This is a genomic window from Silvimonas sp. JCM 19000 (genome assembly GCF_054652575.1).
Map to the genome: position 1 here is coordinate 19,402 of NZ_BAAIHC010000007.1, position 21,016 is coordinate 40,417.

Genomic DNA, 21,016 nt, shown 5'->3' on the forward strand with positions numbered 1-21,016 from the left:
GTATTTCCTGTCATTCAATCAGTTGGTAGACGGCGTGCGGTACCGAGACCGCATCGACGCTGTAGCGGTAGGCCGCGGCGACCGCGTGGGCTGCGCGTTGTGCGCTGGCTTCATCGCGGGCGTGGACATAACCGATCGCATCGCCGGGGCTGACGGCTGTACCCAGGGGGGCCAGACCGGTCAAACCAACGGCGTAATCGATGCGGTCATCCTGCCGGGTTCTGCCGCCGCCCAGATTGACTACGGTCATACCCAGCGCCCGACAGTTGACGCTGGCAAGTATGCCGGACTGCGTTGCCAGCACCGGCGCGCAGACGGCGGCACGGGGCAGATGGCGGTCCGGAAATTCCAGCAAATCGGCCGGGCCGCCCAGTCCGCTGACCATGCGACCAAAGCGTTCTGCGGCCTGGCCGTTGGCGAGTACGGTTTCCAGCCGCTGGCGCGCCTCTGCTGGCGTGCTGGCTAATCCGGCTTGCAACAACATCTGGCCAGCCAGCGCCAGGGTCACTTCATGCAAGCGCGCGGGCTTTTGTTGCCCGGTCAGATAATCGATGGCGCAACGGATTTCGATGGCATTGCCCGCGCAGGGCGCCAGCGCCTGGTTCATATCGGTCAACAGGGCGGCGGTACGCAAGCCAGCGCCGTTGCCGACCTCAACGATGCTGCGCGCCAGCGCGACCGATAGCTCCAGTGTCGGCATAAAGGCGCCGGAGCCGACCTTTACGTCCATGACCAGCGCCTGTAGCCCGGCCGAGAGTTTTTTCGACAGGATAGACGCGGTAATCATCGCCACCGACTCCACCGTGGCGGTGACGTCGCGCACTGCATAAATGCGCATGTCGGCCGGGGCCAGGCGCGCGGTCTGGCCGATGATGGCAATGCCGGTATCGCGCACCAGTTGCTGAAACTGTTCAGTACTTGGCGTGATGGTGTAGCCGGGGATGGCTTCGAGTTTGTCCAGCGTGCCGCCGGTATGGCCGAGGCCACGCCCGGAAATCATCGGCACAAAGCCGCCGCAGGCCGCCACCATCGGCCCCAGCAACAACGAGGTCAGATCGCCCACGCCGCCGGTGGAATGTTTATCCAGTACCGGGCCGGGCAAATCGAGCGTCGACCAATCCAGTACCTCGCCGGAATCCCGCATCGCCAGCGTCAACGCCACGCGCTCGGCGGTGGGCATATCGTTGAAATAAACGGCCATGGCAAAGGCGGCGATCTGGCCTTCGGAGACGCGGCCATCGACGATGCCACGCACAAATTCGCTGATCTCTTCGCGGCTGAGCGCGATGCGGTCGCGCTTTTTGCGGATGATTTCTTGCGGCAGCAAGGCCATGGTCAGTACGCCGAGGTCTTGGTGGCACCGGCGTCGTGGCCCAGCGTGGTCAGCAGATTGCCCAACAGGCTGGACGCGCCAAAGCGGAAGGTGGCGGCGCTGGCCCAGGTCGGGCCCATGATGCGATCAGCAATGGCCAGATAGGCGGCGGCATCGGCCGCACTGCGCACGCCTCCGGCCGCCTTGAAGCCGACGGCTTTGCCCGAATCGTGGATTGCCTGAATCATGATTTCAGCGGCTTGCAGCGTGGCGTTGACCGGTACTTTGCCGGTGGAGGTCTTGATGAAATGTGCGCCTGCGGCAATCGAAATCTCGCTGGCCTGGCGGATCAGCGCCGGGTCTTGCAGCTCGCCTGATTCGATAATCACCTTGAGGATTTTGTCGCCGACTGCGGCGCGGCTTTGTTCGACCAGTTGGCGGCCCACTTCGGCATCGCCGGCAATCAAGGCGCGATAGGGGAACACCACATCGACTTCGTCCGCGCCCAACTGGATGGCGGCGGCGGTTTCAGCGGCAGCGGCGGCGGGGTCGGCGTTGCCGTGCGGAAAATTGGTGACGGTGGCCACCGGCAAATCCAGGCCTTCTTCGGTCAGGGCGGCTTGGGCGGTTTGCACAAATTGCGCGTACACACACAAGGCGGCGGGCGTGCCGACGGGCGTGTTGGCGGCGGCGGCCAGCGCGCGGATCGACGCGTGTGTATCGCTATCGTTCAGTGCGGTCAGGTCCATCAGATGCAGCGCGCGCAAGGCGGCCTGGGCGAGAAGGTTGGGATGCATGGCAGACTCCGGTAAGACGGCCCGCCGCGACGGGATTAGCGTTGCGGCGGGTCAGGTAAGGCTGGTTCTAACAAAAACTGAATAACGCGCGCGGATCAGTGCAGCGACAAAAAGATCCCGGCAATCGTGGCGCTCATCAAATTGGACAAGGTGCCCGCCGCCACCACGCGCAAACCATAGCGCGCCACTTCGCTGCGTTTTTCCGGGGCCACGGCGCTGAAGCCACCGGCCAGAATTGCAATCGAAGAAAAGTTGGCGAAGCCACACAAGGCAAACGAGACGATGGCCAGGGTTTTCGGGTCGAGCACTTGCAGGCCCGCTGCGGCGACGCTGGCCGCGTCTTTGAGATAAGGCGCCAGGCCGACATAGGCGACAAATTCATTCAGGATCATTTTCTGGCCGATAAAGTTGCCGGCCACTTGCGCGTGTTCCCACGGCACGCCAATCAGCCACGCCAGCGGCGAGAAGGCCCAGCCCAGGATTACTTCGAGCGTCCAGCCCGGGTGGCCAAACCAGCCGAAAATGCCGCCGACTACGCCGTTGAGCAAGGCAATCAGGCCGATAAAGCCGATCAGCATCGCACCGACATTCAGCGCAATCTTCAGCCCGATACCGCAACCCGACGCCGCGGCCTCGATCACGTTGGCGGGCTTGTGCTCATCAAAATTGACGTTATCAAAGGCAACCGTGCTTTCGCTGGTGCTGGGGCAGATGATCTTGGCAAACAGCAAACCGCCGGGTACGGCCATAAATGACGCTGCCAGCAGATATTCCATCTTGACGCCCAGCCCGGCATAACCCGCCAGCACCGAACCAGCCACTGCGGCCATGCCGCTGGCCATTACGGCAAACAACTCGGGGCCGTTCATGTCTTTGACGAAAGGTTTGACCACTGCAGGCATCTCGGACTGGCCGAGGAAAATGGTGGTAACCGCAGAGAATGATTCGAGCTTGGACACGCCGATGATCTTCTGGAACACGGTGCCGAGGATCAGCACAATCCAGCGCATCACGCCGACGTAATACAGCACCGAAATCAGCGCGGTGACAAAGATGATGGCGGGCAAAACGCGGAAGGCAAAGACAAAGCCGCCGTCGCCAAACACTTCAAACATCTTCTTGTCGACCAGACCGCCAAACAGAAACGAAATGCCGTGCTGACCAAAGTCGAGCACGTGGTTGACCACATTGGCCGCGCCACCGAGCAAGTCCTTGCCGATGGGCACAAACAGAATAAATGCGCCAATAAAGATCTGACACAACAAGGCCGCGATCACGACGCGCGGTTTGATCAAGCGGCGATTGTTGGACACTGCAAATGCAATCAAAAGCAGTACCAGCATGCCGAGCAGGCTACGAGCAATATCCATCTTGCTTAATCCCCCTCAGGATAGTTTTTTCAAGGCGCTACAGGTTGTGTGTATCCGCGCCGTGCACTCTGCGGTGCTTGCGTAGCGGTGATGTATCGGTGGTAACGGTGCAGAGCGGTTTTCGTTACAAAACTGACCAGTCGGTCAGTTGAACGTGGCGTTTATTTTGCGCGCAATGACAGGCGCCGACAGGGGAGGTTTTTCCCTGATAGCCATCTGCGAAATAGTAGAAGGGGATTGGCGCCACCGCCATGAGGAAAATCAAGGCATGCAAGATGCCGTGCATAGGGTGGGCCATAACCCACCCTATGCCAGGTATGCGGATCACCCGCCGTGGGGCATCAATAAAACTTCTTTAAATCCATGCCCTTGTACATCCCCGCCACCTGGTCGCCGTAGCCATTAAACATCAGCGTCTTGCGGCGCAGGATTTCGCCGATGCGGCGTTCGCTGGCCTGGCTCCAGCGCGGATGGTCCACTTCGGGGTTCACGTTGGAATAGAAGCCATATTCGCTGGGCACCAGCTTGTTCCAGGCCGTGGCCGGTTGGTGGTCAAGCAGGCGAATCTTGACGATGGACTTGGCGCTCTTGAAACCATATTTCCATGGCACGACCACGCGGATCGGCGCGCCATTGGGGTTGGGCAGCGGTTTGCCGTATAAACCGACCGCGATCAGCGTCAGCGGATGCATGGCTTCATCAATGCGCAAGCCTTCGGTATATGGCCAGTCAATGCTGCGCTGGTTAACGCCGACCATTTGCTTGGGATCGGCCAGCGAGGTGAATTCAACAAACTTTGCTTTCGAAGTCGGCTGTACCGCCTTGAGCAGATCCGCCAACGGAAAGCCCTCCCACGGAATGACCATCGACCAGGCTTCCACGCAACGCAGCCGGTACACGCGTTCTTCCAGCGGGGCCAGCTTGAGCAGTGCATCCAGATCAAACGTTTGTGGCTTCATGCATTCGCCTTCCACCCGTACACTCCACGGCCGCGTCACAAAGTGGGTGGAATTGGCCGCCGGGTCTTCTTTATCGGTGCCGAATTCATAGAAGTTGTTGTAATGCGTGATCTGCTCAAAGGTATTCCGCGTTTCAGTGGTACTGAACGCGCTGGGCTTGCCCGCGAACGATGGCGCCGGGGCATTGGCAGCCAGGGCAAGGCCGGATGGCAGGATGCTGCTGACCGCCAGCGCGGCCCCCGCCTGCATGATACGGCGGCGATCGGCATAAACCGCTTCGGGCGTTATTTCGCTGGGTGCGATATCAGTCTGGAACAGATTGCGGGCCATGAAGGGCTCCTTAGGGGGATGGGTCTGCCGCTTAGAGCAGGTGCATCAAATGAAGTGCGATGAATATCGCGGTGCTGATCAGCAAAACCAGTGCCACTGATCGCATAAGGCGGTCCGCCCGTTGCCGTGCCGCCGGAAACAGCGCGCTCAGGATGGCAAACGCGACGACCACATACAGCGCTATACGCAAGAACTGCAGCAATGGATGCTCCAGGCGGGGTAGGACAAGGGTTACCGGGCGGTCAGCAAGGGTGAGCGCGGCCACACGCTACGGCTGTCGGTACAAGTCAGCCCAAGGCTGCATGCGCTTGTTAAAGTGTCACTTTAAGTACAGAACGCTATATGCTTCATTCACAAGCGTTTTATAGATTTGTCTTCCACTTCGAAAAACGATTATAAGTGATTGTATAGAAACAGGAAAACCCCGGCGGCGCCTCTTGTGGCGCCCATTTTTTTGCTCTATAGTGGGGCGCAGTGGGAAAAAGTGGGTAAAAGTGCATTTTATCTGCCCTGCTTGAGGCATCCAGCGTTGGCCAACGTGTAATCCCGATGCCTCTGTAACCACCTGGAACCGGGGCAATGTTCGGCGGCGTATCAACTCTCAATCTCGACAGCAAAGGGCGTTTGGCGATTCCGGCCAGACACCGCGAAGTGCTGTCCGCCCATTGCGCCGGCAAACTGGTCATCACGGTCGAGCCCGCCGGATGCCTGCTTATCTATCCAGAACCCGACTGGATTCCTGTACGCGACAAACTCAACCAGCTGTCTGGCGCGCAAACGCAGATTCGGCGCGTCATCGTCGGTCATGCCGAAGAAACCGAAATGGACAACGCCGGCCGCGTGCTGATTCCGCCGCGCCTGCGCCAGATCGCCGGTCTCGACAAAGAAGTCGCGCTGGTGGGTATGGGTAACAAGTTCGAATTGTGGGATGACGCCCGCTGGGCCGCACAGACCGCCAATGTGCTGGCTATTGATCCCGCTGAGCTGGCGCAGCAAATGCAAGGCATCGTGCTGTGAGTTTTATCCACAAGACAGTTCTTCTGACCGAGGCCGTCGACGGCCTGGGCCTCCGGCCCGATGGTATTTACGTCGACGGTACCTTTGGCCGTGGCGGCCACAGCCGCCTGCTGCTCAGCCAGCTGGGCGAGCACGGCCGCCTGATCGCTTTTGACAAAGACCCGCACGCCATTGCCGAAGCCGCAACGATCACTGATCCGCGCTTCCAGATCGTGCATGAAGGGTTTGCCGGCCTCGCCCGCGCGCTCGACGCGCTGGGCGTGGGCCAGATTGACGGCCTGCTGCTGGACCTGGGGGTTTCCTCACCGCAGCTGGACGACGGGAGCCGGGGCTTCAGTTTTCGATTTGATGCCCCGCTCGATATGCGCATGGATACCACACGCGGCATGACCGCCGCTGACTGGATCAATAGCGCCGAAGAGAAAGACATTGCCGAGGTGATACGTGACTATGGCGAAGAGCGGTTTGCTAAGCAGGTTGCAGCAACGATTGTTGCGGGTCGGGCCGACCAACCCATTGCAACGACAAGACAACTTGCCACGCTCGTGGCAAAAGCCGTCCGTACCCGCGAGCCGGGCCAGGACCCGGCGACGCGTACCTTCCAGGCTATACGGATTTTCATTAATCGGGAGCTTGAAGAGCTCGCGTTGATTCTGCCGCAGGCGCTGGCGCGGCTGAAGCCGGGCGGGCGCCTGAGCATCATCGCGTTTCATTCGCTCGAAGACCGCATCGTCAAACGCTTTATGCAAGACAGCTCGAAGGCGCATATGCCCAACCGGCTGCCGCTGCGCGCGTCCGAGATGCCGGTGCCGCCGCTGGAAATTGTCGGCAAGCCGATACGCGCCAGCGCGGAGGAAGTCCGCGATAACCCGCGTGCCCGCAGTGCCATACTGCGGGTCGCGCAGAGAACCGAGGCGGCGCTATGACCCGCCTCAATCTGTTTTTACTGGCCCTCGCCATGATCTGCGCCGCTGCTGTGGTCACCAGCCAGCATCGCGCGCGCAAAGCCTATGGCGAATTACAGAAAGAACAAGAGTTTGCGCGTCAGCTCGACGTCGAATGGGGCCAGTTGCAGCTGGAAGAAAGCACCTGGGCCATGCATTCGCGTATCGAAGCCGAAGCCACCACGCGGCTGGGCATGCAAATGCCGGGCACGCCGCGCACCCAGGTGATTTTGCCGGACGGTAAAGCCGTTGGCCGCACCACGGTCAAGGACGACCCCTTGTGAACCGCGCGACGGCCACCGCCTCCATTCGCGCCCAGCGTTATGCCCATGTGCTGAAGCTGGAGCGTTGGCGCGTCTGGACCATGCTGACTGCGCTGATGCTGCTGTTTATGGTGCTGCTGGCGCGGGGGCTGTGGCTGCAAGCGTTTAACGAAGCCTTTCTGCAAGGCCAGGGCGATGCGCGTTATACCCGCACGCTCAAGACCGAAGCCAACCGCGGCATGATCACCGACCGCAATGGCGATCCGCTGGCGATTTCCACCCCGGTGCAGTCGATCTGGGCCAGTCCGCGCGGCATGACCCTGCTGCCGCCGGGCCAGAAGCGTGATGAAGACTGGGAACCCGCCAACGACAAAGACCCGGTGCCGGTCAGCCAGGACGAACTGAAAAAACTGGCCAGTGCGCTGGGCATGCCCGCCGCCGATCTGATCAAGAAAGTCAGCGACGGCCGCAAGAATGACAAGGGCGAACTGGTGCGCCCTGATTTCGTCTGGGTCAAACGTGGCCTGTCGCCCACCGACGCCAAGAGCGTGCTGGCACTGAACGTGCCCGGCATCTACGCGCAGACCGAATACCGGCGCTATTACCCGGCGGGCGAGGTGATGGCGCACATTATTGGTTTTGTAAATATCGACGGCAAAGGTCAGGAAGGCTTTGAGCTGACGCGCGACAGCATGCTGGCGGGCAAGCACGGCAGCCGTACCGTGATCCGCGACCGCCGTGGTTATATCGTGGAAGACATCTCCACCATCGTGCCGCCGCGCGATGGCGAAACCCTGACACTCTCGGTCGACCGCCGCATTCAATATCTGGCGTATCGAGAGCTGAAAGCCGCAGTCGAAAGCAACCATGCCGCCGGGGGCGGCATTGTCGTGCTCGACGCCAAGAGCGGCGAAGTGCTGGCGCTGGCCAACGCGCCTTCATACAACCCCAACAGCCGCGAACGCATCGACCCGGCCGCACGCCGCAACCGCGCGCTCACTGATATCTATGAGCCCGGTTCGGTGATGAAGCCGGTGACGATTTCGGCGGTGATGGACGCGGGCAAGCTGACGCCCGAATCGCGCGTCGATACCTTCAACGGCACCATGGCCATCGGCCCCAACACCATTCACGACACCCACCACGGCGGCGTGCTGAGCATTGCCCAGGTCATCCAGCAATCGTCCAACGTGGGCGCGGCGCGTATCTCTTTGATGATGCCGCGTGAATATATGTGGAACGCCTATCACAACGCCGGTTTTGGCGAAGTGCCGCACAGTGGCTTTCCCGGTGAAGCGGGCGGCATTTTGCGCAACTGGAAAAACTGGCGGCCGATTGAACAAGCCACCATGGCCTTCGGCAACGGTATTTCGGTCAGCCTGATGCAGATGGCGCGCGCCTATCAGATGTTTGCCGATGGCGGCCAGATTCATCCGATTACCTTTACCAAGCTGGTCGCGCCCGTGCCCGGCAAGCAAGTGATCAAGCCGGAAACCGCGCTGGAAATGCGCAACATGATGGAAAGCGTGGTGCAACCGGGCGGCACCGGCATGCCGGCGCGCGTGGTGGGTTATCGCGTGGCGGGCAAAACCGGCACTTCGCACAAACTGGAAGGCGGCGTGTACGTAAACCGTTACGTGGCCTCGTTTATCGGCATGGCGCCCGCGTCTGATCCACGCCTGATCATCGCCGTCATGATCGATGACCCCACCGCCGGCAAGCATTTTGGTGGCTCGGTGGCCGGCCCCGTCTTCAGCAATGTCATGGCGGGTAGCTTGCGTCTGCTGGGCGTACCGCCCGATGCGCCGACCGACAATATTCTGATCCCCGCCCCTGACGAATCGGATTCGAGGGAATAAACATGAAGCCGCAAACCTGGACCCTGCCCGCGCTCGACCTCGCCGCCATCGAAACCCTGGTGGCCGGGCGCGCTTTCAGCAGCGATAGCCGCAAGCTGAACGCGGGCGACGTGTTCATCGCCTTCAAGGGCGAATATGTGGATGGCCGCGATTACATTGCGCAAGCCATCGCCGCGGGCGCATCTGCGGTGATCTGGGAAGCCGAAGACTTTGCCTGGCGGCCCGAATGGAGCGTGTCCAACCTGGCCGTGCCGCAATTGCGCGCGCAGGCCGGCATTGTGGCGGCGCATCTGCACGGCAATCCGTCGCAAGCCATGCGCGTGATTGGCATCACCGGCACCAACGGCAAAACCTCGATTGCGCACTGGCTGACCCAGGCGTTTACGCTGCTGGGCCAGAAATCCGCGGTGCTGGGCACGATGGGCAACGGCGTGTGGGGCGAAATCACCGATTCCAGCCACACCACCCTCGACCCGCTCAGCCTGCAACAGTGGCTGGCCCGGTTCAAAGCCGCCGATGTCAGCACCGTGGCGATGGAAGTCTCATCGCACGGCCTGGCGCAGGCGCGCGCGCATGGCGTGGCGTTTGATGTGGCGGTGTTTACCAATCTGACGCGTGATCATCTGGATTACCACCATGACATGGCCAGCTACGGCGCCGAGAAGGCCAGGCTGTTCCAGTGGGAAGGCCTGAAAAGCGCGGTCATTAATGTCGATGACGAATTCGGCCGCCAACTGGCCGACCAGTGCGCCGCGCCGCAAGTGCTGACCTACGGCCTGAACACCGGCGATATCCGTGCGTTGTGGGTGAAGACCTCGCTGGACGGCATCGAGCTGGAAATCGACACCCCGTTTGGCCGTTGCCGCGTGCATAGCAGCATGATCGGTGGCTTTAACGCCTCCAATTTGCTGGCGGCGTTGGGCGCTTTGCTGGCGTCCGGCGTGCCGCTCAACGACGCAGCCGAAGTACTGCAGAAAATCGAACCCGCCGCAGGCCGCATGCAGCGCTTGGGCGGCGGCCACCAACCGCTAGTGATCGTCGATTACGCCCACACGCCGGATGCGCTGGAAAAAGCCCTGTCCACGCTGCGCGCCAGCATGGATGGCGGCAAGTTGTTCTGTGTGTTCGGCTGTGGCGGCGACCGTGATCCGGGCAAGCGCCCGCTGATGGCACGCATCGCCTGCGACCACGCCGACAACGTGGTGATTACCAGCGACAACCCGCGCACCGAAGACCCGGCGCGCATCGTCGACCAGATTGTGGCTGGCCTCGGTGGCGTGCCCGGTAGCGGCGACGACCATTACACCGTCAGCATCGATCGCAAAACCGCGATTGGTGATGCGATTGCGGTGGCTGAAGCGGGCGATGTGGTGTTGATCGCCGGCAAAGGCCACGAGACTTATCAAGAAATCAACGGCGTGCGCCATCACTTCGACGATGTCGAAGAGGCGCGCGCTGCACTGCAAAGGAAGCAGCAAGCATGATATTCAGCTTGCGCGAAGCCGCCGTCGCCACCACCGGTACCCTGCACGGTGATGCTGCGGCTTCGTTCGAAAAAGTTACCTTCGACCGCGTCACCACCGACAGCCGCGACATTCAGCCCGGCGATCTGTTTGTGGCGCTCAGGGGTGAGCGTTTTGATGGCCACGACTTTGCTGCCGCTGCGCTGGCACAAGGTGCGGCCGCAGTCATGGTCGACCATGTAATCGAAGGCGCGGGCGGCAATCAGTTGCTGGTGCCGGATACCCTGCAAGGCCTGACCGATCTGGCCAGTGCCTGGCGTGAGCGGATGACGGTCACGCTGATAGGCGTAACCGGCAGCGCGGGCAAGACCACGGTCAAAGAACTGATCGCGCGCATTCTGATCACCGCCTATGGCGAGGCCGCTGTACTGGCCACGCGCGGTAATCTGAACAACCACATTGGTGTGCCGCTGACGCTGTTACGCCTGACGCCGGAACATCGCTTTGCCGTGATCGAAATGGGCATGAACCATTTCGGCGAAATCGAGCATCTGACGAAACTGGCCAGACCCGATGTCGCGCTGATCAACAATGCCTTGCGCGCGCATCTGGAAGCCTTGGGTTCGGTGGATGGCGTAGCACGCGCCAAGGGCGAGATTTTCTCGGGCCTCAAGCCAAACGGCACTGCGGTCATCAATATCGATGACCCGCACGCCGAGCTGTGGAGCAACCTGGCCGCTGGCCATCGTCAAATCAGCTTTGGCATCGGCGCCGCCGACGTCGGTGCGCGCGAGATCATCAGCCGCGCCGACGGCTCTGAATTCATCCTCAGCGTGCCGGTGGATGAGCGCATCGCCTTTGTGCCGGTGCCAGGCACACACAATGTGCGTAACGCGCTGGCTGCCGCCGCCGCTTGTTATGGCGCGGGCCTCGACATCGACCAGATTGTCAGCGGTCTGTCCGCCCATACCGGGGTCAAAGGCCGCCTGGAACGCAAAGCCGCCGCCAACGGCGCACTGCTGATCGACGACACCTACAACGCCAACCCGGATTCGATGCGCGCCGCCATCGACGTGCTGGCGCTGCTGGCCAAAAACACCGGCCAACCTTCGCTGCTGATTATTGGTGATATGGGCGAAGTGGGTAATGACGGCCCGGCCATGCATACCGAAGTGGGCGAATACGCCAAAGCACAGGGCATCGATCAGTTGTTCACGCTGGGCGACGGCATGCGCCTGGCCGCTGCCGCGTATGGCAGCACGCATTACGACAATCTGGAAGACCTGCTGGTCGCGGTGACGCCCGCCGTTACGCCGCAGACGCTGGTGTTGGTCAAAGGCTCGCGCTTTATGCAGATGGAACGCGTAGTCAAAGCGCTGCAAGGCGGCGCCGAAAACAAAAATAATAAAGAGGACCACTGATCATGTTGTTGCTACTGACGCAATGGCTCGCCGAATCGATCCGCGCTTTTAACGTGTTTAACTACATCACGTTGCGCGCGGTGCTGGCCATGATTACCGCGCTCGGTATCTCGTGGATGCTGGGCCCGTGGGTGATCCGCAAACTGACCGAAATGAAAGTCGGCCAGGCCGTGCGCACCGATGGCCCGCAAACCCATCTGGTTAAAGCAGGCACGCCCACCATGGGCGGCACGCTGATTCTGCTGGCCATTGCCATCACCACGCTGTTGTGGGGTGAGTTGACCAACAAATACATCTGGCTGGTGTTGATCGTTACGCTGACCACCGGCGTCATCGGCTTTATCGACGATTACAAGAAAGTAGCGTTGCGTAATCCGAAGGGTCTGAGCGCTCGGGCCAAGATGATCGGGCAATCTGCCATCGCCATCGGCGCGGGCGTGTTTCTGGTCAATGCCGGGCAATTGCCTTCGCACACCGGTTTCATCATCCCGTTTTACAAAGAAATCCTGTATCCGTTTGGCGCGATCGGCTTCTGCGTGCTCACTTACTTTGTGATTGTCGGCACCTCCAACGCCGTCAATCTGACCGATGGCCTCGATGGCCTGGCCATCATGCCCACCGTGTTTGTTGCCAGCGCCTTCTGCATCTTTGCCTATGTAGCCGGTAACGCCGTGTTCTCGCGCTATCTGGGTGTGCCGCATGTGCCCGGCGCGGGTGAACTGGTGATTTTCTGCGCGGCGATGGCCGGCGCGGGCCTCGGCTTTTTGTGGTTTAACGCCTACCCGGCTGAAGTCTTTATGGGCGACGTCGGCGCACTGGCGCTTGGCGCGGGCCTCGGTTCGGTGGCCGTGATTGTGCGGCAAGAAATCGTGCTGCTGATTATGGGCGGCGTGTTCGTGGTGGAAGCGCTTTCGGTAATGATCCAGGTGGCCAGCTTCAAGATGACCGGCAAGCGCGTGTTCCGCATGGCGCCGCTGCATCACCACTACGAACTGAAAGGCTGGAAAGAAACGCAGGTGGTGGTCCGCTTCTGGATCATCACTTTGTTGCTGGTGCTGGCAGGTCTGGCCACTTTGAAATTGCGTTAAGGCAGAGACGAACATGGCATGGCAAGGTAAACACTGCATCGTGGTGGGATTGGGGGATTCGGGCCTGGCGGCCGCCCGCTGGCTGGCTGCGCATGGCGCGCGCGTCAGCGTGGCCGACACCGCCACCGCCCCGCGCAACCTGGATGCGCTTAAAGCCGCGTTGCCCGCTGTGCAAACGCGGCTGGGCGCATTTAGCGCTGCCACGTTTGCCGATGCCGATGTGCTCGTCCTTAGCCCCGGCGTGCCTTTGGCCGAACCCAACGTGGCTGCTGCCGTGGCCCGTGGCATACCCGCAATCGGGGATATCGAAGTGTTTGCCCAGGCCATTGCGGGCAGCCCGGCCAAGGTGATTGCCATTACCGGTTCCAACGGCAAATCCACCGTCACCACCATGGTCGGCAAGATGTGCGAAGCCGCCGGCCTGAAGACTGTGGTAGCGGGCAACATCGGCTTGCCGGTGCTGGACGCGCTAGCGCAATGGCAAGACAAAGGCAGCCTGCCCGATGTGTTTGTACTGGAGCTGTCGAGCTTTCAGCTGGAGACCACGTTCTCGCTGCAAGCCGATGCCGCCACCGTGCTTAACGTGACCGAAGACCATCTGGACCGCTACAGCGGCATGGCCGACTACGCCGCCACCAAGGCGCGTGTGTTCAACGGCCTGGGCAGCATGGTGTTGAATCGGGAAGACGGCAGGTGCCGCGGCATGGCCGTGGCGGGCCGCAATGTGGTCTGGTTTGGCGCCGATGCACCGCGTAACGGCAGCGAATACGGTCTGGTCGATGTCAGCGAAAGCACCAGCCTGCGCTGCGGCGATTTTGAATTGCTGCGCGCCGATGAGCTGCCGGTGGCCGGTTTGCATAACGCCGTCAATGCGCTGGCCGCCGTGGCGCTGTGCCGCGCGATTGGCCTGCCGACTGGTCCGCTGGTGGCTGCACTCAAGTCCTTCAAAGGCTTGCCGCACCGCGTTGAGTTCGTCGCCGAAATCGACGGCGTGACCTATTACGACGATTCCAAAGGCACCAATGTCGGCGCCACCGAAGCGGCGCTGAAAGGCATGACGCAGCCGGTGGTGTTGATCGCCGGTGGCGACGGCAAAGGCCAGGATTTCCGCCCCTTGCTGCCTGCCTGCGAACGCGTCTGCCGCGCCGTGGTGCTGATCGGCCGCGATGCGCCTATCCTGGCGCAAGTGCTCAACGACGCGTCCTCACCGTATATCGCGATTGGTGATGACGAAGATGATGACGACGAAGCCTTCCTGCCGGTGCTGCAAGTGCCGACGCTGGAAATGGCCGTCGATATCGCCGCCAACCTGGCGCAACCGGGCGACGCCGTGCTGCTGTCGCCGGCCTGCGCCAGCCTGGATATGTTCCGCAACTACAAGCACCGCGCCGACGTGTTTATCGCCGCGGTCAAAGCGCGTGCCGGAGCATCGGCGTGAAACACATTTTCTACCAGGCCCTCAAGCGCGTTCGACCCAGCATGGCGTCTTATGACAAGGCGCTGCTGTGGTGCACGCTGCTGCTGCTCGCCTTTGGCCTGGTGATGGTGTATTCCGCCTCGATCGCCCAGGCTGAAGTGGATAAAGACACCGGTTTTCGCTCCACCTATTACGTCACCCGCCACGTGATCTTTCTGGTGGTGGGGCTGATCGGCGGCTTTATCGCCTTCAATATCTCGACCAAGACGTGGCAGCAGTACGCGCCAGCGCTGTTTATCCTGGGCGTGTTGTTGCTGGGTGTGGTGCTGGTCCCCGGGATCGGCCGCGAAGTGAACGGCAGCCGCCGCTGGTTGTCCCTTGTGGTCATCAACCTGCAACCGTCCGAAATCATGAAGTTTGTGGTGCCGCTGTACGCCGCCGATTACACCGTGCGCAAAGCCGCGTTTATGGGCGGCAAGCTGATCGAGAGCATTACCCGCGGTCTGTTGCCGATGCTGGTGGTGATGTTGGTGGTGGGTAGCTTGCTGCTGCTGGAGCCGGACTTCGGCGCCTTCGCCGTGATTACCGCCATCACCATGGGCCTGCTGTTCCTTGGTGGCTTTAACTGGCGCTTGTTTGCGGGCCTGATCGTGGCGCTGGCCGCCGGTTTCGTCGGCTTGGTGGTCAGCTCGCCCTACCGCATGCAGCGCGTACTGGGCTTTCTGGACCCGTGGAAAGATCCGTTCGGCAAAGGCTATCAGCTCAGCCACTCGCTGATCGCGTTTGGCCGTGGCGAATGGACCGGCGTGGGCCTCGGCGCCAGCGTGGAAAAACTGTCGTATCTGCCCGAAGCGCATACCGACTTCTTGATGGCCATCATCGCCGAAGAGCTGGGTTTTATTGGCGTGGCCAGCGTGGTGCTGATGTTTGCTTTCCTCGTGCTGCGCGCATTTTTGATTGGCGTGCAGGCGGCCAAGCTCGACCGTGCTTATCAGGCGCTGGTGGCGCAAGGCATCGGCATCTGGTTTGCGGTGCAGTCGGTTATCAATATCGGCGTGAATATGGGCCTGATGCCCACCAAGGGTCTGACCTTGCCGCTGCTGAGCTTTGGCGGCTCCGGCATCGTGGCCAATCTGCTGGCGCTGGGCGTATTGCTGCGCGTCGATTTTGAAAACCGTCAGCTGATCCGTGGGGTGCGCCGTGAGTAAACGCACGTTATTGGTGATGGCAGGCGGCACGGGCGGCCATATTTTCCCGGCTTTGGCGGTGGCGGATGCTGTGCGCCAGCAAGGCTGGGAGGTGGTGTGGCTGGGCGCGAGTGGTGCCATGGAAACCCGCATCGTGCCGCAGCATGGCATTCCGCTGGAAACGCTCAAGATCACCGGCGTGCGCGGCAAGGGCTTGCTGAAGAAACTGATCCAGCCGTGGGTGCAATTGCGCGCGCTGCTGCAGGCGGTGGTGGTTATCTTCCGTTTCCGGCCCGATGTGTCGATCGGCTTTGGCGGCTTTACCGGCTTTGCTGGCGGCTTGGCCACACGCTTGATGTGGCTGCCGCTGGTCATCCACGAACAGAACTCGGTGGCCGGTTTAACCAACAAGACGCTGGCGCGCATCGCCAACCGCGTGTTGTTTGCCTTCCCCGGCGCCTTTGCTGCGGGCGAAAACCGCGCCTGCATCGGCAACCCGGTGCGTGGCGCGATCCTTGATGTGGCGGAACCGGCCGCGCGTTTTGCCGGTCGGAGCGGGCCGCTGAAAGTACTGGTGGTGGGCGGCAGCCTGGGCGCGCAAGTGTTCAACAGCGAAGTGCCGCAGGCGCTGGCCTTGCTGAGCCCGGAACAACGCCCCAGCGTGATTCACCAAGCGGGCGAAAAGAATATTGAAACGTTGCGCGCCAATTACGCCGCAGCGGGTGTGCAGGCCGATTGCGTGGCGTTTATCGCCGATATGGCCAGCGCTTACGCCGAGGCCGATCTGGTGATCTGCCGCGCCGGGGCGCTCACCGTGTCCGAGCTGGCCTGCGTCGGCGCCGCCAGCGTGCTGGTGCCGTACCCCAGCGCGGTGGATGACCACCAGACCGGTAACGCACGTTATTTGAGCGATGCCGGTGCCGGCAGCTTGATCGCGCAAACCGATTTAACCGCAGCGCGGCTGGCCGCGTTGTTGCAACAGACAAACCGCGCTGATTGCCTGCGTATGGCCGAAGTGGCCCGCACGCTGGCGCGTCCTGACGCTACCCAACAGGTGGTGCGGGTGTTAGAGGAACTGGCAGCATGAAACACAAAGTCAAACACATCCATTTTGTGGGCATCGGTGGCGTCGGCATGTCCGGCATCGCTGAGGTTCTGCTTAACCTGGGTTTTGAGGTCAGCGGTTCGGACCTGGGCAGCAACGCCACCACGCAACGCCTGGCCAACGCCGGTGCCATCGTGCATCAGGGCCATGCGGCGGATTACATCAAAGGCGCGGACGTGGTCGTTATCTCCAGCGCCGTCAATGAACAGAACCCGGAAGTCATGGCCGCGCGTGAGGCCAAGGTGCCGGTGGTGCCGCGCGCCATGATGCTGGCCGAGCTGATGCGGCTGAAGCAGGGCATCGCCATCGCGGGTACGCACGGCAAAACCACCACCACCAGCCTGACCGCCTGCGTGCTGCAAGCGGCCGGGCTTGATCCCACCTTTGTGATCGGTGGCCGGCTGCATTCGGCGGGCAGCAATGCCGGTCTGGGCCAGGGTGATTTTCTGGTGGCCGAAGCCGATGAATCGGATGCTTCGTTTTTATATCTGAACCCTGTGATCTCGGTGGTGACCAACATCGATGCCGATCACATGGACACGTACGAACATGATTTCGGCAAGCTCAAAGGCGCGTTCGTCGATTTTCTGCGCCATCTGCCGTTCTACGGCCGCGCCGTGCTGTGCATTGATGATCCGCATGTGCGCGCCATCCTGCCGGAAGTGACCAGCCCGATTACCACCTATGGCACCAGCCCCGACGCCACTTTGCGTGCCGAAAACATTGTCGCCGATGGCGGTCGCATGCAGTTTGATGCGGTATGGGAAAACGGCGAAACCAAACGCATTCCAATCACGCTGAATATGCCGGGCCGTCACAACGTGCTGAACGCGCTGGCCGCGATCGGTATTGGTCTGGAGGTAGGCGCCAGCGAATGCAGCATCCAGCAAGCGCTGGCGGGCTTTACCGGTGTGGGCCGCCGCTTTCAGCGTTATGGCGAGGTGGCGTTGCCGCCCGCGGCAGATGGCAACGCCCGCGGCAGCTTTACCCTGGTGGATGACTACGGACATCACCCGGTGGAAATGGCCGCCACCTTGGCCGCTGCGCGCGGCGCGTTTCCTGGCCGCCGTTTGATCCTGGCGTTCCAGCCGCATCGCTATACCCGGACGCGTGATTGCTTTGAGGATTTCGTCAAAGTGCTGTCGACCGTCGATGGTCTGTTGCTGGCCGAGGTGTATGCCGCCGGCGAGCCGCGCATCGTTGCCGCCGACAGCCGCAGCTTGAGCCGCGCTTTGCGCGTAGCGGGCAAAGTGGAACCTGTATTTGTTGAAGACATCCTGGATATGCCGCAGGCGATTCTGGCGGCGGCGCAGGATGGCGACGTTGTAATCACCATGGGCGCGGGCTCGATCGGGGCGGTCCCCGGCAAGCTGGCGCAGCAATGAGAACCGGACGATGAAGCAATTCGGAAAAGTAGCGGTAGTAATGGGCGGCAACTCCAGCGAGCGCGAAGTCTCGTTGATGAGCGGCACGGGCGTGCTCGCCGCCTTGCAAAGCAAAGGTGTGGACGCGCACAAGTTTGATCCGGCCGAAAAGCCGTTGCAGGCGCTGAAAGACGAAGGTTACGACCGCGCCTTTTTGATTCTGCATGGCCCGTTTGGCGAAGACGGCACGGTACAAGGCGCGCTGGAAGTGTTGGGCGTGCCGTATACCGGCCCCGGCGTGATGGGTTCGGCCATCGGCATGGACAAGCTGCGCACCAAGCTGATCTGGAAAGCCATGGGCTTGCCTATCCCTGATTTTGAGCTGATCGACGAGCAGACCGACTTTGCCGCCGTGGAAAAAAAGCTGGGCCTGCCGCTGTTTGTAAAACCGGCGTCGGAAGGCAGCAGCGTGGGCGTGATCAAGGTCAAGCAGCCGGGCGAACTGGCGGCGGCCTTTGCCGAGGCACGCAAGTACGACCGCCTGGTGCTGGCCGAACAGTTTGTCGGTGGCGGCGAATACACCGCCTCGGTGCTGGGCCAGCGCGTGCTGCCGTTTGTGAAGATCGAACCGGCCACCGAGTTTTATGACTACCAGGCCAAGTATTTCCGCGACGACACGGTGTATCGCTGCCCGTGTGGCTTGAGCGCCGAGCAGGAAGCGCGCATCAGCCGCGATGTGCTGACGGCGTTCAATGTAATTGGCTGCAAAGGCTGGAGCCGTGTCGACTTTTTGATGGATGAAGCTGGTCAGCATTATTTGCTGGAAGTGAATACCGCGCCGGGCATGACCAGCCACAGTCTGTTTCCGATTTCGGCCCGCCAGGTTGGCATCAGTTACGAAGACCTGGTGGTGGATATTCTGGCCACCACGCTGGAAGGAAACGCTTAAGCATGTGGGATAAGCCGCAACTGCTGATGTGGTTTGCCAACCTGCTGACGGCGCTGGCGGTGTTGCTGTTGTTTTATTCGCTGGTGTTTCTGGGCGTGCATTCGCCGTTGTTTCCGGTCAAGCGCATCAAGGTGGATGGCGACCTGGCCCACGTCACCCGCGAGCAGTTGCAGTACGTAATCCGTAACGATCTGAAGGGCACGTTTTTTACGCTGGATCTGGACAAGACGCGGCAGGCATTTGAAAAGCTGCCGTGGGTGCGCCAGGTGAGCGTGCGCCGGCGCTGGCCCGACCGGCTGGAAGTGAATATCGAAGAACAACACGCCATTGCGCGTTGGGGTTCGGTGGCGTTGTTGAACAACTATGGCGAGCGCTTTGATGCCGCCAGCAATGATCAGCTACCGGTGCTGGAAGGCCCGGAGGGCACAGAAAAACTGATGGTGGACGGCTATGGCCAGCTGAAGCAGGCATTGGCGCCCATCGGCAAACATCCCACGCATGTGTGGTTATCTGACCGCCGCGCGTGGCGCTTTGAGCTGGACCGGCAAGTGATTGTCGAGGTGGGTCGTAATGAAGTGATGGACCGGGTTGCGCGCTTCGCCGGCGCATGGCCGGGTTCGTTGGCGCGACTGGGCGAGACCCAGCCGTTTGCCTATGTAGATTTGCGCTATCCCAACGGCTTTGCCGTGCGGTTGCCTGGCTACAAGCCCGCACCGCCCGCCAAAGGCGCCAAGGTAGCACCGGCGTAAGGCACAACCGGGTCGAGTGAGTATTTGAGAGAGCCAGCCCGGCTGTTTATGAATGTGATGGATCAAAGATTGCAAAGAGGTTGTCAGTGACCAGGGATACCAAAAACCTCATCGTGGGCCTCGATATCGGCACCAGCAAAGTGGTGGCGGTGGTGGCCGAAATCCAGGACGACGGATCACTCAATGTGGTCGGTCTGGGTTCGGCCGCGTCCAAAGGTCTGAAGCGTGGCGTGGTGGTGGACATCGAGAAAACGGTGAATGCCATCCAGTCGGCGCTGGGTGAAGCTGAATTGATGGCGGACTGCAAAATCCGCGAGGTCTACACCGGCATCGCCGGCAGCCACATCAAGGGCATCAACTCGCACGGCATGGTCGCCATCAAGGACAAGGAAGTCACGCAGGCTGATATGGACCGCGTGATCGAGACCGCCAGCGCGGTGAATATTCCAACCGACCACCAGGTGCTGCACATCCTGGCGCAGGAATACATCATCGACGGCCAGGAAGACGTCAAAGAGCCGCTGGGTATGTCCGGCGTGCGGCTGGAAGTGCGCGTGCACATCGTCACTGGCGCGGTTTCGGCGGTGCAGAACATCACCAAGTGCGTGCGTCGCTGCGGCCTGGAAATTGCCGAAGTGGTGTTGCAGCCGCTGGCGTCGGCCTATGCCGTGCTGACCGAAGACGAAAAAGAACTGGGCGTGTGTCTGGTGGATATCGGCGGCGGCACCACGGATATCTCGGTGTTTATCAATGGCGCCATCCGCCATACCGCGGTCATCCCCATTGCCGGTGACCAGATCACCAACGACATCGCCATGGCGCTGCGCACCCCGACCGGTGAGGCCGAGACCATCAAGCTGCAATACGGCGTGGCGTTGCGCCATATGACCGATCCGCAGCAAATGATCGAAGTGCCGGGCGTGGGCGAACGCGGGCTGCGCCAGATGAGCCGCCATACGCTGGCCGAAGTGGTGGAGCCGCGCGTGGAAGAGTTGTACAGCCTGGTGCAGGCCGAACTGCGTCGCGCCGGCTTTGAAGACCGGCTTTCCAGCGGCATCGTCATTACCGGCGGTGCGGCGCTGATGCCGGGGATGGTGGAGCTGGGTGAAGAGATTTTCCATATGCCGGTGCGCCTGGGGCATCCCAAGTACGTCGGTGGTCTGGCTGAAGTGGTGAAGAACCCGCGCTTCAGCACCGCGGTAGGTCTGCTGTTGATCGCCCGCGAGCAGTACATCAAGAACCCGGTCGGCCGTGCCAAAGATGGCTCGTTCGGCGATATGTTGGGCCGCATGAAATCGTGGTTCCAGAACAATTTCTGATGTCAGGACGGCAGCTTGGTCCAGGCAGGGAACACGCAGTACACGCTTAAGAAAATAAAAGTAGTCGAAGCAAAAACGGGCATTTATCAACCTTTTTTTCCGT

19 protein-coding genes are annotated in these 21,016 nt (G+C 61.2%); 14 read left to right on the forward strand and 5 right to left on the reverse strand.

The genetic code is table 11. From position 1 onward, the window contains the following. Positions 1 to 10: 10 nt before the first annotated feature. The 5 genes from deoA to ACYQ1A_RS08375 all read right to left on the reverse strand — a co-directional run bounded on the left by deoA (position 11) and on the right by ACYQ1A_RS08375 (position 5,033). Positions 11 to 1,333 carry a thymidine phosphorylase gene (gene deoA, locus ACYQ1A_RS08355; RefSeq protein WP_499361660.1) on the reverse strand — a complete coding sequence of 441 codons (1,323 nt, stop codon included), beginning with the start codon at positions 1,331 to 1,333 and terminating at the stop codon, positions 11 to 13. A 2-nt stretch (positions 1,334 to 1,335) separates the two neighbouring features. Further along, entirely contained in the window at positions 1,336 to 2,109 is a 774-nt protein-coding gene (deoC, locus tag ACYQ1A_RS08360; RefSeq protein WP_499361661.1) for a deoxyribose-phosphate aldolase, read from the reverse strand. A gap of 95 nt (positions 2,110 to 2,204) precedes the next feature. Then, complete coding sequence (locus ACYQ1A_RS08365) at positions 2,205 to 3,479, reverse strand: NupC/NupG family nucleoside CNT transporter (RefSeq protein WP_499361662.1); 1,275 nt, start codon at positions 3,477 to 3,479, stop codon at positions 2,205 to 2,207. Between the two features lie 341 nt (positions 3,480 to 3,820). Then, the gene (msrP, locus tag ACYQ1A_RS08370; RefSeq protein WP_499361663.1) at positions 3,821 to 4,768 is read right to left on the reverse strand and encodes a protein-methionine-sulfoxide reductase catalytic subunit MsrP; all 948 of its coding nucleotides are present in this window, start codon (positions 4,766 to 4,768) and stop codon (positions 3,821 to 3,823) included. Between the two features lie 31 nt (positions 4,769 to 4,799). Beyond that, the gene (locus ACYQ1A_RS08375) at positions 4,800 to 5,033 is read right to left on the reverse strand and encodes a protein MIGRI (RefSeq protein WP_499361664.1); all 234 of its coding nucleotides are present in this window, start codon (positions 5,031 to 5,033) and stop codon (positions 4,800 to 4,802) included. Positions 5,034 to 5,347: 314 nt separating this feature from the next. On the opposite strand from ACYQ1A_RS08375, the gene mraZ reads away from it, so the two are divergent. From mraZ to ftsA, 14 genes are all read left to right on the forward strand, one after another. Further along, entirely contained in the window at positions 5,348 to 5,785 is a 438-nt protein-coding gene (gene mraZ, locus ACYQ1A_RS08380) for a division/cell wall cluster transcriptional repressor MraZ (protein ID WP_062221380.1), read from the forward strand. After that, on the forward strand, positions 5,782 to 6,711 hold the full coding sequence (rsmH, locus tag ACYQ1A_RS08385) for a 16S rRNA (cytosine(1402)-N(4))-methyltransferase RsmH (protein ID WP_499361665.1): 930 nt from the start codon (positions 5,782 to 5,784) through the stop codon (positions 6,709 to 6,711). The genes mraZ and rsmH overlap by 4 nt, the downstream gene beginning before the upstream one ends. Next, positions 6,708 to 7,013: a cell division protein FtsL gene (gene ftsL, locus ACYQ1A_RS08390; protein ID WP_499361666.1), complete on the forward strand. Its 306-nt coding sequence runs from the start codon at positions 6,708 to 6,710 to the stop codon at positions 7,011 to 7,013. The genes rsmH and ftsL overlap by 4 nt, the downstream gene beginning before the upstream one ends. Continuing rightward, complete coding sequence (locus ACYQ1A_RS08395; RefSeq protein WP_499361667.1) at positions 7,010 to 8,851, forward strand: peptidoglycan D,D-transpeptidase FtsI family protein; 1,842 nt, start codon at positions 7,010 to 7,012, stop codon at positions 8,849 to 8,851. The genes ftsL and ACYQ1A_RS08395 overlap by 4 nt, the downstream gene beginning before the upstream one ends. Before the next feature lie 2 nt (positions 8,852 to 8,853). Then, positions 8,854 to 10,335: a UDP-N-acetylmuramoyl-L-alanyl-D-glutamate--2,6-diaminopimelate ligase gene (locus ACYQ1A_RS08400; RefSeq protein WP_499361668.1), complete on the forward strand. Its 1,482-nt coding sequence runs from the start codon at positions 8,854 to 8,856 to the stop codon at positions 10,333 to 10,335. Further along, positions 10,332 to 11,735: a UDP-N-acetylmuramoyl-tripeptide--D-alanyl-D-alanine ligase gene (locus ACYQ1A_RS08405; RefSeq protein ID WP_499361669.1), complete on the forward strand. Its 1,404-nt coding sequence runs from the start codon at positions 10,332 to 10,334 to the stop codon at positions 11,733 to 11,735. The genes ACYQ1A_RS08400 and ACYQ1A_RS08405 overlap by 4 nt, the downstream gene beginning before the upstream one ends. A 14-nt stretch (positions 11,736 to 11,749) precedes the next feature. Beyond that, the gene (gene mraY, locus ACYQ1A_RS08410) at positions 11,750 to 12,823 is read left to right on the forward strand and encodes a phospho-N-acetylmuramoyl-pentapeptide-transferase (RefSeq protein ID WP_499361783.1); all 1,074 of its coding nucleotides are present in this window, start codon (positions 11,750 to 11,752) and stop codon (positions 12,821 to 12,823) included. Between the two features lie 13 nt (positions 12,824 to 12,836). Further along, entirely contained in the window at positions 12,837 to 14,261 is a 1,425-nt protein-coding gene (gene murD, locus ACYQ1A_RS08415; RefSeq protein ID WP_499361670.1) for a UDP-N-acetylmuramoyl-L-alanine--D-glutamate ligase, read from the forward strand. Further along, complete coding sequence (ftsW, locus tag ACYQ1A_RS08420; RefSeq protein WP_499361671.1) at positions 14,258 to 15,448, forward strand: putative lipid II flippase FtsW; 1,191 nt, start codon at positions 14,258 to 14,260, stop codon at positions 15,446 to 15,448. Before murD ends, ftsW begins: the two co-directional genes overlap by 4 nt. Then, positions 15,441 to 16,514: an undecaprenyldiphospho-muramoylpentapeptide beta-N-acetylglucosaminyltransferase gene (murG, locus tag ACYQ1A_RS08425; RefSeq protein ID WP_499361672.1), complete on the forward strand. Its 1,074-nt coding sequence runs from the start codon at positions 15,441 to 15,443 to the stop codon at positions 16,512 to 16,514. Before ftsW ends, murG begins: the two co-directional genes overlap by 8 nt. Continuing rightward, the gene (gene murC, locus ACYQ1A_RS08430) at positions 16,511 to 17,917 is read left to right on the forward strand and encodes a UDP-N-acetylmuramate--L-alanine ligase (RefSeq protein WP_499361673.1); all 1,407 of its coding nucleotides are present in this window, start codon (positions 16,511 to 16,513) and stop codon (positions 17,915 to 17,917) included. Before murG ends, murC begins: the two co-directional genes overlap by 4 nt. Positions 17,918 to 17,927: 10 nt before the next feature. Then, positions 17,928 to 18,845, forward strand: coding sequence for a D-alanine--D-alanine ligase (locus ACYQ1A_RS08435; protein ID WP_499361674.1), 918 nt, complete (start codon positions 17,928 to 17,930; stop codon positions 18,843 to 18,845). A 2-nt stretch (positions 18,846 to 18,847) separates the two neighbouring features. Further along, on the forward strand, positions 18,848 to 19,594 hold the full coding sequence (locus tag ACYQ1A_RS08440; RefSeq protein ID WP_499361675.1) for a cell division protein FtsQ/DivIB: 747 nt from the start codon (positions 18,848 to 18,850) through the stop codon (positions 19,592 to 19,594). An 86-nt stretch (positions 19,595 to 19,680) separates the two neighbouring features. Next, complete coding sequence (ftsA, locus tag ACYQ1A_RS08445; protein ID WP_201782442.1) at positions 19,681 to 20,913, forward strand: cell division protein FtsA; 1,233 nt, start codon at positions 19,681 to 19,683, stop codon at positions 20,911 to 20,913. Positions 20,914 to 21,016: the final 103 nt, after the last annotated feature.

Coding starts and splice junctions, on each gene's coding strand:
- deoA (WP_499361660.1), bottom strand. CDS start 1,333: ATGGCCTTGCTGCCGCAAGAAATCATCCGCAAAAAGCGCGACCGCATC.
- deoC (WP_499361661.1), bottom strand. CDS start 2,109: ATGCATCCCAACCTTCTCGCCCAGGCCGCCTTGCGCGCGCTGCATCTG.
- ACYQ1A_RS08365 (WP_499361662.1), bottom strand. CDS start 3,479: ATGGATATTGCTCGTAGCCTGCTCGGCATGCTGGTACTGCTTTTGATT.
- msrP (WP_499361663.1), bottom strand. CDS start 4,768: ATGGCCCGCAATCTGTTCCAGACTGATATCGCACCCAGCGAAATAACG.
- mraZ (WP_062221380.1), top strand. CDS start 5,348: ATGTTCGGCGGCGTATCAACTCTCAATCTCGACAGCAAAGGGCGTTTG.
- ftsL (WP_499361666.1), top strand. CDS start 6,708: ATGACCCGCCTCAATCTGTTTTTACTGGCCCTCGCCATGATCTGCGCC.
- ACYQ1A_RS08400 (WP_499361668.1), top strand. CDS start 8,854: ATGAAGCCGCAAACCTGGACCCTGCCCGCGCTCGACCTCGCCGCCATC.
- ACYQ1A_RS08405 (WP_499361669.1), top strand. CDS start 10,332: ATGATATTCAGCTTGCGCGAAGCCGCCGTCGCCACCACCGGTACCCTG.
- murD (WP_499361670.1), top strand. CDS start 12,837: ATGGCATGGCAAGGTAAACACTGCATCGTGGTGGGATTGGGGGATTCG.
- murC (WP_499361673.1), top strand. CDS start 16,511: ATGAAACACAAAGTCAAACACATCCATTTTGTGGGCATCGGTGGCGTC.
- ACYQ1A_RS08435 (WP_499361674.1), top strand. CDS start 17,928: ATGAAGCAATTCGGAAAAGTAGCGGTAGTAATGGGCGGCAACTCCAGC.
- ACYQ1A_RS08440 (WP_499361675.1), top strand. CDS start 18,848: ATGTGGGATAAGCCGCAACTGCTGATGTGGTTTGCCAACCTGCTGACG.